Below are 14,366 nucleotides of genomic sequence, written 5' to 3'. Positions count from 1 at the left end.
CACCGGCCATGGCGCACCGGGACCCGGTTTCACCTCCATGGTAGGTATGAACACATGACAAGCCCTCGCACACCACCGCCGGGGCGCTACCCCACCGACCGCTCACCACGCTCTCGCCGCGTGTGGTCGATAGGCCTGACTGCCCTGGTCATCGCCCTCGGCGTGCTCATCGCGTGGGTTGGCTACAACAACTTTTCCGACCCCGACATCTCCGGAGAAGCCGCCGGCTACGAGATCCTGAACGACACCAGTGTTGAGGTGAAGTTCACAGTTACCCGCAAGGATCCCGGCGTTCCGGCCACCTGCATCTTGCGTGCCCGATCCCTGGACGGCAGTGAGACCGGCCGCCGTGAGGTCTACATCCCGGCGTCCACCGAATCCCGATACTCGACGTCCGAGGTCGTCAACACCTCGGCAGCCCCCGTGGTCGGCGAGGTCTACGGATGCAGCACGACGGTCCCGGAGTATCTGGTCGCACCCTGACCTGAACCACCCGGCCACGGGTCGTTCAGTCGACCGACATCACCGATGGTCCCTCGGGCCGGTTCACCTGCGCACACTCTCGACGTCGGAAATTCGATGCCTTCCTGTGACTAACTTTTTCGCCGCCTGTCACGACGGAGCAAGTGGGTCGGCAACCAAAGGATCAATCGATGAAAAAGACTGTGGACAACCCTGTTTCGGCAACCAGGTCGTCGGCCCGCACGTGGATGGCCGGGTGTGCGGCTGCGGTACTGATTGCCGGTATCTCCGGGTGCTCGAACTCCGACGACTCGAACTCTGACAGCAACTCCGGCGACGGCAGGTCGGCCTCATCGGCGTTTTCGACATCGACCGTCACGGAGACGCCCGGAACGACGGAGCCGGCCGGGCAGGGCGCAACCATCACCGCGCCGCCTGCCGACATCACCGATCCGAACGATCCGGGCGGCAACCCCGGTCCGGACAACTCGTGCGATCCGGCTGATACCGCCGCGATCATCGACTCGGCGATCGACCAGATCGCCCCGCCGGTACCCGGTGGCCGTTGGGTGGCCGCGGAGTCCGACTTCAGCTGCTCGGGATTCACGTACGTGGCCCTGGAAACAGATGGTGGCACCGTGTCGTCGCCCTACCAGCTGGCATTTTTCTACGACGGCGTCTCCGTCGGCTCTGCCTGCAACCTCTCGTACCAGACCGTCACCGGCTCCGACGACAACGAGGTGTACGTCACCTACCGCTACATCGTCGGCGACGAACCCAACGCCGACCCGCAGGGACAGGTCGCCGTCAGCTACCGCTGGACCGGTTCCGGAGTGGAGAGAATCGGCGAACTCCCCGGGGCGTTGACACCGAATGGATGCTGATCGCCCATAATCGGCACCCATGACATCCACACATAGGTCTGGGCAGCCGGACTCGCTCACCGCCAAGGGAACGAGTCCGGCGTTTGCCACCATCGCAAGTCCGTATTACCCGTTGCTCGTCGCCCTCTTCGTCGGCGTGATGATGATCAGCAACATCACTGGCACCAAAGCTGTGGTGCTGTTCTCCGATCTCCACTTCGACCTCGGCCCGCTGTCCATGGACGGCCTGGTCACCGACGGCGCCTTCTACCTCTTTCCCCTCGCCTACGTCCTCGGCGACGTGATCAGCGAGGTCTACGGCTTTCGCGCGATGCGACGCACCATTCTCGCCGGCTTCTTTGTCCTGCTGATCGCGTCCTTCTGCTTCTGGCTGACCATCAAGCTGCCTGCCGCCGACTTCTACGACGGTCAGGAATCCTTCGAGACCGTCGCCGGCGTGATCCCCCAGTTCCTGGCAGCCGGCCTGGCCGGTTATGTCGTCGGCGAGTTCCTCAACTCCTGGGTCCTGGTGAAGATGAAAGCGCGGTCCGGTGAGAAACACCTATGGGCCCGGCTCCTCGGCTCCACCGTGGTGGGTGAGTTCTTCGACACGCTGGTTTTTTGCGCGATCGCGGCCACCGCACTGGGCATCTCGACGTGGTCCGACTTCTTGAATTACGCGCTCATCGGCTTCATCTGGAAGACCCTGGTCGAGATCGCAATCATGCCGCTGACCTACGCGGCCATCCGCTGGCTCAAGAACCGCGAACCAACCTACCGATCCAACCTTGCCCAAGGGGGCATAATTTCCTAGGAGTTCGAGATCCGTACATGTGACCTGCTACTCTTGGCTGATACACGGTTCCGAGAGGGGCCGTGTTGCTGCATTTAACGAGAGGGAGTGATCGAGCATGACCGACACCGAGGTGACCTGGCTTACCCAGGAGTCCCATGATCGGCTCAAAGAGGAGCTCGACGCGCTCATCGCGAACCGTCCGGTGATTGCCGCCGAGATCAACGAGCGTCGCGAAGAGGGAGACCTCAAGGAGAACGGTGGCTACCACGCTGCCCGTGACGAGCAGGGCCAGCAAGAGGCCCGCATCCGGCAGCTCCAGGAGCTACTCAACACCGCCAAGGTCGGCGAGACACCCACGCAGTCCGGTGTGGCTCTGCCGGGTTCCGTCGTCAAGGTGTACTACAACGGCGACGAGTCCGATACCGAGACCTTCCTGATCGCCACGCGCGAGCAGGGATCGTCGGAGGACAAGCTCGAGGTGTACTCACCGAAGTCGCCGCTGGGCGGCTCGCTCATCGACGCCAAGGTCGGCGATACCCGCAAGTACACCGTGCCCAGCGGCGCCACCGTTTCGGTGACGCTCGTCAGCGCGGAGCCGTACCACAACTGAACAAACAAAAATGAGCCCTCACGGCGAGCTACACGCTCACCGTTGAGGGCTCATTTTTGTGTTCGTATCAGCGCGACAACAGGCGCCGACGCTTCGGCGTGACCGGCACCGACAACAGTCCTGCCTCCAGATCGGCCCGCAGCTGCGCGACCGTCTCCGCCGAATCGGACTTGTTCGTACCGATGAAGCCCGACGGGCCACGTTTGATCCAACCGGTGACGTAGACGCCGGTCATCGGCATGCCGTTCTCGATCACGCGTCCCTGATCATTGGGGATGACACCGCGTTCGCTGTCGAAGGGCAACCCGGGCACCTCGACGCCCTTGTAGCCGATCGAGGTCAGCACCAGGCCGGCTTCGACCGTCTCACTCTCCCCTGTCGGCTCGATCCCACCCCTCGGTGACAAATCCTCACGGGGATCGAGTCGATTGATCCCGAATGTGACGCCCGCGGCCGATCCGTCCGCATCTGCGATGATCTCCTGCGGTGACCGCAAGAAAGCGAACCTGATCACAGGTCCCGATCGTGGTGTGCGCCGCGACAATTCGGCCAGGAGGTCGAGTTTGGCCGCGACGGTGTGGTCATCGGGTGAACCGAAGGACGTCAGAAGTTCGGGATCGACCGTCACGTTGGCCCCGCGGTCGGCCAGCCCGACCAGTTCCGGCAGCGTGAACGCGGCGTCGGCCGCACCGCGGCGCGCAACGACAAGCACCTCTTCGACCTTCGAGTTCCGCAGGGCGGACAACGCCGTCGGCGAAATCGAGGTCGACGCAAGCGCTTCGGGATCAGTGGTCAGGATCCGCGCGACATCGAGTGCCACGTTGCCGTTGCCGATGACGACCACCCGCCGATGCGAGAGATCGAAAACGCGATCGGCGAAGTCCGGATGCCCGTTGTACCAACCGACGAATTCGGTTGCGCTGGTCACGTTCTCCAGGCCGATGCCAGGAATGTGTAATCGTCGATCGGTTTTCGCGCCACCGGCATAGATCACGCCATGGAAATCACGGCGCAGATCGTCGAGCGCGACATCGCGGCCGACCTCACAGTTGAGCATGATGTCGAGGCGATCGTTACGAGCCATCTCGTCGAACAGCGACATCACCTTGCGGGTCGAAAGGTGATCGGGCGCAACGCCATAGCGGGCCAGACCGAAGGGCTTGCCGAGGCGTTCGTACATCGTGACGTGAACGCCCGGATACCGCAGCAACTCATCGGCCGCATACATCGCAGACGGTCCCGACCCCACGATCGCCACCCGGATGTCGCCGCCGCCCGGTACGTCGATCGGCTTGGGCTTCTTGATGGGCGCCAAGGGCAAGCGCAGCTTTTCGTCGACCGGGAATCGTACCGGGACCGGCGACACGGCGTCGTAGTGTGCGGCGTTGATCTCGAGGTAACGCTCGTCCTGCGGTTCGATCCGATGGCCGGGGACGATCGCCCCGACCGGGCAGGCGCTGACGCAGGCTCCACAATCGACACAGGTCGCGGGATCGATGTACAGCATCTCCGAGGTCAGGAAATCGGGCTCGTCCGGCGTGGGATGGATGCAATTGACCGGGCAGGCGTAGACGCAGGAGGCGTCGGCACAACACGCCTGGGTGACAACGTGCGGCACGGACTTACGCTACCGAGTAGGCGGGTTCGCTACGGAACCGCGACGGACGTCCGCCGATACCCAGGATCTTCCACAGGAATCGCGAGAAAGGATTCATCAGACCACACTGCTGCCCCAACATGCGGACGTCACCGAAGACGTTGTGCAGGAACTCCTTCGAGGTATCCGACTTCCAGAACAGTTCCTTCATGACCTCATCGGGAACATCGAAGTCCTTCTGGAAAGCCTTGGGCGGCACCACGATCGCACCACAGAGCACACGCATGATGATCGGGAACATCAGCGACAGCAGGAACCGCTGGAAGAAGTTCTTCTTCGGAACCGTCTCGCGCAGCAGGTGATGGGCAAAGGAGATGTGCCGCGCCTCTTCGGCGACATGCAGCTGCATCACGGCCATCATGGTCGGGTGCATCTCATCCCGGTTGCGCAGGAAGTCTTTCTGGATATGGTCGATCGGCTCTTCGCCGCCGAGTACACCGAAGAAGAACAGGCTCGGGAAGATCGTGGACGCGAGCGGCACCAGCGGGGAGATCATCCGGTATCCGAGCTTCGCGCCGGGTACATCGACGCCGGTGCGATTCACGAACTCCTGAAACATCAGGGTGTGGTTGCACTCTTCTTTGGACTCATGCGTGGTGTACCGGAACTCGCGCGCACCATTGGGCAGCTTGAAGCTGTACTGCATCAGTCCACGGATGAGGATCGACTCGAATTGCAGACCGACCTTGGCAACGTTCGCCTGCCGCCACATGCCGATCTTGATCTGCTTGTCGAGCGGGAGATTCTGGTACCAGGGGTGCCGGCCGATCGGGTCGACGTCCCTGGACAGCACCCACCGGGGGTCGTTGTCGACGACCGCCATGTGCGGCGCGTCCCAGTCGATGTCGATGTACGGATCGAAGTTGCGGTGCACCGATGCGCTGGACAGATCATCGAGAACCTGGTCGTAGTTGTCGCCGGTGGCCACCTTGGCGTGCTCTGGGACATACTTCAACGCTTCAGTCATCTGCGCCTCCTCGCTGCAACATGTTCACATGACGCTAGAAGGCCGACGCGAACTTGTCAACGTCCATTGTTAAATCAACGAGCGTTGTCACGCCGGATCCCGGCGATTTGACCAGCAGACCGGGCTTCGACCTGGGTTTATTTGCTACCGCGTCCCCAGTTGAGGCCCCACCGGAAGTGTTTGTCCATCTTGTCGCCGCCGGAGAAATACTCGACCGCACGAGTCACAGTCACACCGCTGCCGCCGACCTCGATGAGAACGATGGACGCCGTGCGCAGACTGTTCTTGGCCGAGTCCATCCGCACCTCGATCGGCGGACCGAACTGGGATTCGACCGTCACCACACCGTCGACCGCCGCCCAGTTCGGGCTGCCCTCGTAGATGTCGGCGAAGATCAGGATGCGCCGGAAGACCGACGGGTCGGCCAGGTTCACAAACATGTTCTCGCCGCCTGCAGAACTACCGGAGCGGTCGTCCTGGTCGAGCTTGATGTACGGCGGCTTCTCCAGCGAGCCGAAGTTGCGGTCGAGTGCCCCGATGCCTCCGCGGGTCCCATCGGCCAGCTCATACAGGCATCGAAGGTCGAGGTCGACGGAGCTCTTGCGTTTGAAGAACCCGCCGGTGGGTGCCGACTGCGCCCAGTTCAGGTTTACGCGGATGGTGCCGCCGGAAGCGCCCGACTTCGCAAGGTTCACGGTCGGCTGCGCCTTGGTCAACGTGATCTTGCTCAGTTGGACGGGCGGTGCTGCAGGCACCGGAGCGGGTGGAGTCGACGGCGGTGGTGCGGCCGGAGCGGGCTGCTGTGTCGGTTTCGCGCGCTTCGTGTAGTCGATTCCCATACCCGGAAGCCTAGTGCGACTGGAGGGAGAATCGGACAGAAGCGTGGGAGATCAGGCCACCGAATAGCCGGCATCGGCGAGCGCAGCCCGCACCCTCGTCTGGTGATCGGGCCCCTTCGTCTCCAGACTGACCGTCACCGAGACCTCCCCGAGGCTGAGTTCGCCGCTGACCCGCGAGTGGATCACGTCGACCACACTGACGTTCAGGTCGCGCAACAATTCGAGCAACGACACCAGGCCCCCGGGGCGGTCCGACACGGTCACCGTGATCGTCAGATACCTTCCCGCAGCGTGGAGGCCATGTGTGGTCACCTGGGTCAACAGCAGCGGGTCGATGTTGCCGCCGGACAGCACCACGCAGACCTGGCCGTCGAGTTCGAGATCGTCCAGGCTCGTCAGCGCCGCGACCGCCGTCGCCCCGGCCGGTTCGACAACCAACTTCGCCCGCTCCAGCACCAGCAGCAGCGCCTGGGAGATCGATTCCTCGCCGACCGTGACAACCTCGTCCACCAGGTCCCTCACATGCGCGAACGGCACCGCACCCGGCATGGCCACCGAGATGCCGTCGGCCATGGTGTTCATCGACTGCGCCTTGACCGGTTCACCTGCGGCAAGCGAATCGGGCCAGGCCGCGGCGGACGTCGCCTGGACGCCGATCACGCGTATTTCCCGGCGATGCAGTTTGACCGCGGCGGCCACACCTGCGAGCAGTCCGCCGCCGCCGAGGGGTACCAGCACGGTGCCGACGTCCGGCAACTGCTCGAGGATCTCGATTCCCACCGTCGCCTGTCCGGCCACGATGTCGGGGTGGTCGAACGGGTGGATCATGATGGCGCCGGTCTCTGCGGCATAGCGGGCCGCAGCCTCCAGGCTCTCGTCGACGGTCTCGCCTTCGAGGATCACCTCGGCGCCGTAGGCACGGGTCGCGGCGATCTTCGGCAGCGAGGCACCGGTGGGCATGTACACACGCGATGCGATACCCAGGGTCCCGGCCGACCAGGCCACACCCTGCGCGTGGTTGCCCGCACTGGCCGCGACCACGCCCCTGGCACGCTCGGTCTCACTGAGTCCATAGATGCGCAGATATGCGCCACGAGGTTTGAAAGATCCTGTGCGCTGCAGGTTTTCACACTTGAGCCAGACATCGTGGCCACAACGCTCAGACAACGCCCGCGATGCCACCACCGGCGTCCGACGCATCACCGGTGCCAGCAACTGCACCGCCCGATCGATGGACGCCTGATCAATGCTCACAGGCTCAGCTTGCCACCCCTCTACACAGAAAACGCTCCGCTCGCCCGCGTGGGCTCCGGGGCAACCGGAGCGAACGCAGGTGAGCGGAGCGAATTCGAAAGGTGATCGGTATCAGCCCAGGGCGTTTTCGATATCCCCGAGCAGATCGCCGATGTCTTCGATGCCGACGGACAGCCGGACCAGGTCATCGGGGACCTCCAGCAGCGACCCTGCGGTCGACGCATGGGTCATCGCGGCGGGATGTTCGATCAACGACTCGATACCGCCGAGCGACTCGGCCAGGGTGAACACCTCGGTGCGGTCGCAGAACTGTTGGGCGGCTTCGAGTCCGCCTGCCACCCGCACGGAGATCATGCCGCCGAAGCGACTCATCTGCTTCGCCGCTGCGGCGTGGCCCGGGTGATTCGCCAGTCCCGGGTAGAGCACCGAATCGATCTTCGGGTGCGAGAGCAGGAAGTCGACGATCCGCTCGGCGTTGTCGCTGTGCCGGTCCATCCGGACGGCGAGCGTCTTGATGCCACGCATGGTCAGGTACGCGTCGAACGGTCCGGGCACCGCACCGGCACCGTTCTGCAGGAACGCCAGATCGGTGTCGAGCTGCTCGTTGTCGGTGATCAGCGCGCCACCGACCACATCCGAATGACCACCGAGGTACTTGGTGGTCGAGTGCAGCACCACATCGGCACCGAGGGTCAGCGGACGCTGCAGGTACGGCGAGGCAAAGGTGTTGTCCACCACGAGCTTTGTGCCGGCCTCGTGCGCAACACCGGCAAGTGCCTCGATGTCGCCGATGTTGAGCAACGGGTTGGTCGGGGTCTCGATCCAGACCAGCTTCGTGTTGGGTCGGATGGCCGCCCGCACCGCGTCGACGTCGGTGACCGGTGCCACCGAGTATTCGATCCCCCACTGCGAGAAGACCTTGTCGATCAACCGGAACGTGCCGCCGTAGGCGTCGTTGGGGATCACCAGGTGGTCGCCCGGACGCAGGGTGGCCCGCAGCAACGCATCGGTGGCAGCCATGCCGGATGCGAACGCCCGACCGAAACTTCCCTCTTCGAGGGCCGCGAGGTTGGCCTCGAGCGCCTGACGGGTCGGATTTCCGGTACGGGCGTACTCGAATCCGCCGCGCATTCCGCCGACGCCGTCCTGGGCGAAGGTGGAACTCGCGTAGATCGGCACGTTGACCGCACCGGTCAGCGGATCCGGTTCGTATCCGGCATGAATCGCCTTGGTGGCAAATCCCTGCCAGTTGTGCGAGTCGGTCTTACTGCGCTGCTCACTCATGGCAACCAGCCTAGTGCCCCGAAAATCGTCGCCCCGATCGCCCTGACGGTCAGCCAGTGGCCCCGACGATCACGCGCGTCAGCCGATGGCCGACGCACCGACCGCGCTGACGAACGCCAGCAGATCGTGGCGGGTGATGACACCGATCGGCTTGCCGTCCTCGACCACCATCAGCGCATCGGTGTCACCGAGTGCCTTGGTTGCTGTCGACACCGGCTCGCCGGAGCCGATCAACGGGAAGGGCTGTCCCATGTGCGCACTGACCGGGTCGGCCAGGCTGGCCCGGCCCTCGAACACCGCGCTGAGCAGTTCACGCTCGCTCACGGCACCGGCGACCTCACCGGCCATGATGGGCGGTTCGGCCCCGACCACGGGCATCTGCGACACCTCGTACTCACGCAGGATCTCGATCGCATCGCGCAGAGTTTCTTGCGGATGGGTGTGCACCAGGTCGGGCAGCGCACCGGACTTGCCGCGCAGCACGTCGCCGACCAACGGCTCGGACTGGCCCTTGCCGTCGAGCGGGGTGCGCAGGAATCCGTAGCTGCTCATCCACTTGTCGTTGAAGATCTTGCCCATGTAGCCGCGGCCACCGTCGGGCAGCAGCACGACAACCAACGCGTCCGGACCCTCACGCTCGGCCACTCTCAGTGCCGCCACGACGGCCATACCGCAGGAGCCACCGACCAGCAGACCCTCTTCTCGGGCGAGGCGACGGGTCATCTCGAACGAATCGGCATCCGAGACCGCGATGATCTCGTCCGGGATCGAGGGGTCGTAGGCGCTGGGCCAGAAATCCTCACCCACACCTTCGACCAGGTACGGGCGCCCGGTGCCGCCGGAGTACACCGAACCCTCTGGATCGGCGCCCACGACCTTCACCTTGCCGCCGGAGACCTCTTTGAGGTAGCGGCCGGTGCCGGTGATGGTGCCGCCGGTGCCGACACCCGCGACGAAGTGGGTGATCTTGCCGTCGGTGTCGTTCCAGATCTCGGGTCCGGTGGTCTCGTAATGGGACTCGGGGCCTGCCGGGTTCGCGTACTGGTTGGGCTTCCAGGCGCCCTCGATCTCGCGGGTCAACCGATCAGAGACGTTGTAGTAGCTGTCGGGATGCTCCGGTGCCACTGCTGTGGGGCACACCACAACTTCGGCGCCGTAGGCCTTCAGGACGTTCCGCTTGTCCTCGCCGACCTTGTCGGGGACCACAAAAACGCACTTGTAACCGCGCTGCTGGGCGACCAGGGCCAGACCGATGCCGGTGTTGCCCGACGTCGGTTCGACGATGGTGCCGCCGGGCTTGAGTTCGCCCGATGCCTCGGCCGCATCGATCATCTTGATGGCGATGCGGTCTTTGGAGCTACCGCCGGGATTGAGGTATTCCACCTTCGCCGCGACCAGGCCCGACCCTGCCGGGACAACCGAGTTGAGCTGGACGAGCGGGGTGTTGCCGATGAGGTCGGTGACGTGACTTGCGATGCGCATGTCTCTATCGTCCCAGACCGCTTCGATTATGTTGGAGCTGTGTCCGCATCCAGGCGCCGAGTGGCCCGTGATCTCGCCGCTGCCACCGTCGCGACCGCAGGTACAGCCGGTGCCGGATGGTGGGCCATCACCTTCCTCAACGGGCAGGCCGCGCACGCCCGCACCGTCATCCCCCATCGCACCGACAACCCGCCCGGCGGCGACGGGATCTACGGGCCTGACGACCTCGGTCCGGTCCGGTATCGCCGCGGCGACGACTTCGACCTGCATCTGATGGTGTTCGGTGATTCCACCGCTGCCGGACTCGGCGCCGAGATCGCCGACGAAACACCCGGCGTGCAGCTCACCAGGAAACTGGCAAACGAGACCGGCCACCGAATCCGCCTCAGTACCAAAGCGATCGTCGGTGCGACGTCTCGCAGCCTGACCGGTCAGGTGGATGCGATGCTGATCGCCGGTCCCCCACCCGACGTCGCGATCATCTTCATCGGCGCCAACGACGTGACGAGCTCCAGCGGGATCCGCGCGTCGGCCAAGCGACTGGGCGCAGCCGTCCGGCGGTTGGAGGATTCCGGGGCCCGCGTGGTGGTCGGTACCTGCCCGGACCTCGGTGTCGTCGCCGCCATCCCGCAGCCGCTACGTATGGTCATCCGGCAGTGGGGTCTGCGGCTCGCGGCTGCTCAGGCGGCGGAGACCCGCGCCGCCTGTGGTACCGCGGTGCCGTTGGCAGACCTGTTGGTCCGTGAGTTCCTGGCGGCACCCGAACGAATGCTCTCAGCCGACAACTACCACCCGTCGGCGGCCGGCTACGAACTTGCCGCGAAGATCCTGCTGCCTGCGGTCCTGGCCCGCTTGGGCGAATGGGGCACCGGCCCCTTGCCCGATCCACCCGTCGTGTCGGCCGTCGCAGAAGACAACAAATGGTCGACCCGCGCCCGCGCTGTGATGCACCGGACCGCCCAGCGATGGTCGGGTTGACCACGCGTAACGTCAATACTTGATCAGCATCACACTGACCTGCAGAACCACGCGCACCGTAGGGAGTTCTTATGCCAGAAGCAGTTATCGTCGCCACCGCCCGTTCACCGATCGGCCGGGCCGTCAAAGGTTCACTCAAAGACGTCCGCCCCGACGAACTGGCCCGCCAGATGGTCGAGACCGTGCTGAACAAGGTCCCCGAACTCGACCGCGCCGACATCGACGACCTGCACCTGGGATCCGGACAGCCCGCGGGCAAGGCCGGGTTCAACATGGCCCGCGTCGTGGCCGTCCTCGCCGGAATGGACCAGGTCCCCGGCGTCACGGTCAACCGCTACTGCTCCTCGTCCTTGCAGACCACCCGCATGGCGCTGCACGCGATCCGCGCAGGAGAAGGCGATGTCTTCATCTCCGGCGGCGTCGAAAGCGTCTCGAGCTTCGCCACGGGCAACGCCGATGGCTGGCCCGACACCAAGAACCCCGAGTTCGCGGTGGCGATGGAGCGGACTGCGCAGGCCGCGCTTGGTGGCGGTCCCAAGTGGAGTGACCCCCGTGGACAGGGTCTGCTGCCGGACATCTACATCCCCATGGGTGAGACCGCCGAGAACGTCGCCTCGTTCACCGGCATTTCTCGCGAGGATCAGGACCATTGGGGTGTGCGCAGCCAGAACCGCGCCGAAGAAGCCATCAACTCCGGGTTCTTCGCCCGTGAGATCGACCCGATCACCCTGGCCGACGGCACCCTCGTCACCACCGACGACGGGCCTCGCGCGGGCACGACTTACGAGAAGATCAGCCAGCTCAAGCCGGTGTTCCGCCCTGACGGCACCGTCACCGCCGGCAACGCCTGTCCCCTCAACGACGGCGCCGCCGCCCTGGTCATCATGAGCGACACCAAGGCCAAGGCCCTCGGCCTGACCCCGTTGGCCCGGATCGTTGCCACCGCAGCCACCGGTCTCTCGCCCGAGATCATGGGCCTGGGCCCGATCGAAGCGGTCCGCAAAGCCCTGCGTTTCGCCGGTATGGGCATTGATGACATCGACCTGTTCGAGATCAACGAAGCCTTCGCGGTGCAGGTCCTTGGTTCGGCCAATGAACTCGGCATCGACCACGACAAGCTCAATGTTTCCGGTGGCGCGATCGCGCTGGGTCACCCGTTCGGTATGACCGGTGCCCGGATCACCACCACCCTGATCAACAACCTCAAGACCTACGACAAGACCTTCGGCGTCGAAACCATGTGCGTCGGCGGCGGACAGGGCATGGCGATGGTCCTCGAGCGCCTCAGCTGAGCCGCTTCAACCACCTCTGAAGACAGCGAAGCCCGCGACCGGATCGGTCGCGGGCTTCGCTTGTTGGAACGGGGTTCGAAGAACTAATCCGAGTTGAAGTAACTCAGCAGACGCAGGATCTCGACGTACAGCCAGACCAGGGTGACGGTCAGGCCCAGTGCGATGCCCCATGCAGCCTTCGACGGAGCGCCCGACCGGATCAGCTGATCGGCGGCGTCGAAGTCGATCAGGAAGCTGAACGCTGCGAGCGCGATGCAGACGAGCGAGAAGATGATGGCGATCGGTCCGCCGTCACGCAGGCCCAGGCCCGAACCACCGTTGAAGAAACCGATGATCAGGTTGCCAAGGATCAGCACCAGCACACCGACGAGGCCGGCGAAGATCATGCGGGTGAAACGCGGGGTGACGCGGATGGCGCCCGTCTTGTAGACGATGAGCATGCCGGCGAACACGCCGAATGTTCCGAGTACGGCCTGTCCGATGAGCGCGCCTGCACTGACGTCGTCAGCGACAACCCAATTGGCGAAGACGTACGAGATCGTGCCGACGAACATACCTTCGAGCACCGCGTAGGCGAGCACGATGGCCGGGTTGTCCTGCTTGCGCCCGAAGGTCGCGACGAGCACCAGCGCCAGGCCTCCCAGCGCGCCGACCAGCATCAGCGGCGTCGCGAGGGATTCGTTCTGGCTGGTGAAGAAATAGGAGAGGGCGGCCGACAGGATCAGCACGCCCAACGTGGCAGCCGTCTTGGTCACCACGTCGTCGATGGTCAGGTTGCGGGCACCGACCTGCTGTCCCGGCCGCGCATACGGGTCGGCCGATGGCGCTCCCCCTTGCTGATTCCATGTTGCGGCCTGGCCGGCGCCGGCCGCACCAGCGCCAAAGCCGGCGTATCCGCCTGGGCCTTGGTTGCTGCGCACGACTCCGCGCATCACCGGATTGCTGCTTTCACGCACCGTTTTGGTCCCTTCTCATTGCAAAGCTGATGTCCACTCAACGAGCACAGTGACGTTCGAGTTCCGACTTTACCTTCTCTTGAACTTGCGCGCAGGCAGCTGTCCTTCTCAAACGAGTCCGTGTCCGGCAGAGCGGGAAATGATCAGGCATCAGCCCCAACGACTGTGACCACCGTCGGCCGGGATCGTGACCCCGCTGAGGTAACGCGCATCTTGACTGGCGAGGAACACCGCGATCCGACCGATGTCTGCCTCGGCATCGCCGATCCGTCCCAGCGGAATGCTCTTCACAAACGCGTCGGCCTCTTCGGGATATGTTTCTGTCCACCACTGCAGCGACGGGGTCATTGCATGGGGCGCAATCGCATTCACGCGGATGTTGTCTTTACCCCATTCACATCCGGCCGCTCGGGTCAGCGACCGCGTCGCTTCTTTCACGGCGGCATACGGGCCGTACGTCGCCATGTCCCACCGCACGGCCGCCGAGGTGACGAGATTGATCACCGACCCCCCGCCCCGCGCCGTCATCAGCGGATGGCACGCCTTCATCAGCCGCAGCACGGCCAGCGGGCCGGTCTGAAAGAAACGGGTGAAGTCCTCATCTGTCACATCGAGCAATGGGATCGGCATCGCGTCGTTGGCGTTGTTGACCAGGATGTCGACGCCGCCGAGCCGATCGGCACAGGCCTGGACGATCGCGGCGCAGTCTGCCGCTTCGCTGACGTTCCCGACCAGGTACTCCGCGCGCACACCGTTGCCTGCGAGTTTTTCGGCCGCCTCTGCCAGAGGTCGCCGATGCCGCCCGCAGATGAAGATGTCGGCGCCTTCCTTACTCAGCGCCGAGGCGATACCCAGCCCCACGCCCTTGCCGCCGCCGGTGATCAGTGCCACTTTGCCGTCCAGAACTCCCATGCCGCGACACTAGC

At 64.4% G+C, this 14,366-nt stretch carries 14 protein-coding genes; 6 read left to right on the top strand and 8 right to left on the bottom strand.

All coding sequences use genetic code 11. The annotated features are described in order from the left end of the window. Positions 1-54 precede the first annotated feature (54 nt). From AC56PL_RS22155 to greA, 4 genes are all read left to right on the top strand, one after another. The gene (locus AC56PL_RS22155) at positions 55-483 is read left to right on the top strand and encodes a DUF4307 domain-containing protein (protein ID WP_495517954.1); all 429 of its coding nucleotides are present in this window, start codon (positions 55-57) and stop codon (positions 481-483) included. Positions 484-653: 170 nt separating this feature from the next. Continuing rightward, positions 654-1,346 (top strand): LppP/LprE family lipoprotein, encoded by a 693-nt coding sequence (locus tag AC56PL_RS22150; protein ID WP_497155160.1) that lies wholly within the window; start codon positions 654-656, stop codon positions 1,344-1,346. Positions 1,347-1,365: 19 nt separating this feature from the next. Continuing rightward, positions 1,366-2,139: a queuosine precursor transporter gene (locus AC56PL_RS22145; protein ID WP_497155159.1), complete on the top strand. Its 774-nt coding sequence runs from the start codon at positions 1,366-1,368 to the stop codon at positions 2,137-2,139. A 97-nt stretch (positions 2,140-2,236) separates the two neighbouring features. Further along, complete coding sequence (gene greA / locus AC56PL_RS22140) at positions 2,237-2,731, top strand: transcription elongation factor GreA (RefSeq protein ID WP_495517957.1); 495 nt, start codon at positions 2,237-2,239, stop codon at positions 2,729-2,731. A 67-nt stretch (positions 2,732-2,798) separates the two neighbouring features. Here the strand turns inward: greA and AC56PL_RS22135 are convergent, their stop codons facing one another. The 6 genes from AC56PL_RS22135 to AC56PL_RS22110 all read right to left on the bottom strand — a co-directional run bounded on the left by AC56PL_RS22135 (position 2,799) and on the right by AC56PL_RS22110 (position 10,214). After that, entirely contained in the window at positions 2,799-4,349 is a 1,551-nt protein-coding gene (locus AC56PL_RS22135) for an FAD-dependent oxidoreductase (RefSeq protein WP_497155158.1), read from the bottom strand. A gap of 4 nt (positions 4,350-4,353) precedes the next feature. Beyond that, positions 4,354-5,355 (bottom strand): diiron oxygenase, encoded by a 1,002-nt coding sequence (locus AC56PL_RS22130; RefSeq protein WP_495517959.1) that lies wholly within the window; start codon positions 5,353-5,355, stop codon positions 4,354-4,356. Between the two features lie 137 nt (positions 5,356-5,492). Further along, the gene (locus AC56PL_RS22125; protein ID WP_495517960.1) at positions 5,493-6,194 is read right to left on the bottom strand and encodes a Tellurium resistance; all 702 of its coding nucleotides are present in this window, start codon (positions 6,192-6,194) and stop codon (positions 5,493-5,495) included. Positions 6,195-6,245: 51 nt separating this feature from the next. Continuing rightward, the gene (gene ilvA / locus AC56PL_RS22120; RefSeq protein ID WP_497155310.1) at positions 6,246-7,394 is read right to left on the bottom strand and encodes a threonine ammonia-lyase; all 1,149 of its coding nucleotides are present in this window, start codon (positions 7,392-7,394) and stop codon (positions 6,246-6,248) included. A 165-nt stretch (positions 7,395-7,559) separates the two neighbouring features. Continuing rightward, positions 7,560-8,732, bottom strand: coding sequence for a cystathionine gamma-synthase (locus tag AC56PL_RS22115; RefSeq protein WP_495517961.1), 1,173 nt, complete (start codon positions 8,730-8,732; stop codon positions 7,560-7,562). Between the two features lie 78 nt (positions 8,733-8,810). After that, positions 8,811-10,214 (bottom strand): cystathionine beta-synthase, encoded by a 1,404-nt coding sequence (locus AC56PL_RS22110; RefSeq protein ID WP_497155157.1) that lies wholly within the window; start codon positions 10,212-10,214, stop codon positions 8,811-8,813. A 39-nt stretch (positions 10,215-10,253) separates the two neighbouring features. Between AC56PL_RS22110 and AC56PL_RS22105 the strand changes: the two genes are divergently transcribed. Then, positions 10,254-11,192 carry an SGNH/GDSL hydrolase family protein gene (locus AC56PL_RS22105; protein WP_497155156.1) on the top strand — a complete coding sequence of 313 codons (939 nt, stop codon included), beginning with the start codon at positions 10,254-10,256 and terminating at the stop codon, positions 11,190-11,192. A 71-nt stretch (positions 11,193-11,263) separates the two neighbouring features. Beyond that, on the top strand, positions 11,264-12,484 hold the full coding sequence (locus AC56PL_RS22100; protein WP_497155155.1) for an acetyl-CoA C-acetyltransferase: 1,221 nt from the start codon (positions 11,264-11,266) through the stop codon (positions 12,482-12,484). An 83-nt stretch (positions 12,485-12,567) separates the two neighbouring features. Here the strand turns inward: AC56PL_RS22100 and AC56PL_RS22095 are convergent, their stop codons facing one another. Together AC56PL_RS22095 and AC56PL_RS22090 are read right to left on the bottom strand one after the other, a co-directional pair. Continuing rightward, entirely contained in the window at positions 12,568-13,440 is an 873-nt protein-coding gene (locus tag AC56PL_RS22095) for a Bax inhibitor-1/YccA family membrane protein (RefSeq protein ID WP_495517965.1), read from the bottom strand. 150 nt (positions 13,441-13,590) lie between these two features. Beyond that, positions 13,591-14,352: an SDR family oxidoreductase gene (locus AC56PL_RS22090; RefSeq protein WP_495517966.1), complete on the bottom strand. Its 762-nt coding sequence runs from the start codon at positions 14,350-14,352 to the stop codon at positions 13,591-13,593. Between the last annotated feature and the right edge of the window lie 14 nt (positions 14,353-14,366).

This window comes from Williamsia sp. Y721 (assembly GCF_059683565.1).
The sequence above is the reverse complement of the archived record's forward strand: the minus strand, read 5'-3'. Positions and strand labels throughout refer to the sequence as shown.

Bases quoted from the DNA above. Each gene is read 5' to 3' on its own strand.
- AC56PL_RS22155 (WP_495517954.1), top strand. From the start codon at position 55: ATGACAAGCCCTCGCACACCACCGCCGGGGCGCTACCCCACCGACCGC.
- AC56PL_RS22150 (WP_497155160.1), top strand. From the start codon at position 654: ATGAAAAAGACTGTGGACAACCCTGTTTCGGCAACCAGGTCGTCGGCC.
- AC56PL_RS22145 (WP_497155159.1), top strand. From the start codon at position 1,366: ATGACATCCACACATAGGTCTGGGCAGCCGGACTCGCTCACCGCCAAG.
- greA (WP_495517957.1), top strand. From the start codon at position 2,237: ATGACCGACACCGAGGTGACCTGGCTTACCCAGGAGTCCCATGATCGG.
- AC56PL_RS22130 (WP_495517959.1), bottom strand. From the start codon at position 5,355: ATGACTGAAGCGTTGAAGTATGTCCCAGAGCACGCCAAGGTGGCCACC.
- AC56PL_RS22125 (WP_495517960.1), bottom strand. From the start codon at position 6,194: ATGGGAATCGACTACACGAAGCGCGCGAAACCGACACAGCAGCCCGCT.
- ilvA (WP_497155310.1), bottom strand. From the start codon at position 7,394: ATGCGTCGGACGCCGGTGGTGGCATCGCGGGCGTTGTCTGAGCGTTGT.
- AC56PL_RS22115 (WP_495517961.1), bottom strand. From the start codon at position 8,732: ATGAGTGAGCAGCGCAGTAAGACCGACTCGCACAACTGGCAGGGATTT.
- AC56PL_RS22110 (WP_497155157.1), bottom strand. From the start codon at position 10,214: ATGCGCATCGCAAGTCACGTCACCGACCTCATCGGCAACACCCCGCTC.
- AC56PL_RS22100 (WP_497155155.1), top strand. From the start codon at position 11,264: ATGCCAGAAGCAGTTATCGTCGCCACCGCCCGTTCACCGATCGGCCGG.
- AC56PL_RS22090 (WP_495517966.1), bottom strand. From the start codon at position 14,352: ATGGGAGTTCTGGACGGCAAAGTGGCACTGATCACCGGCGGCGGCAAG.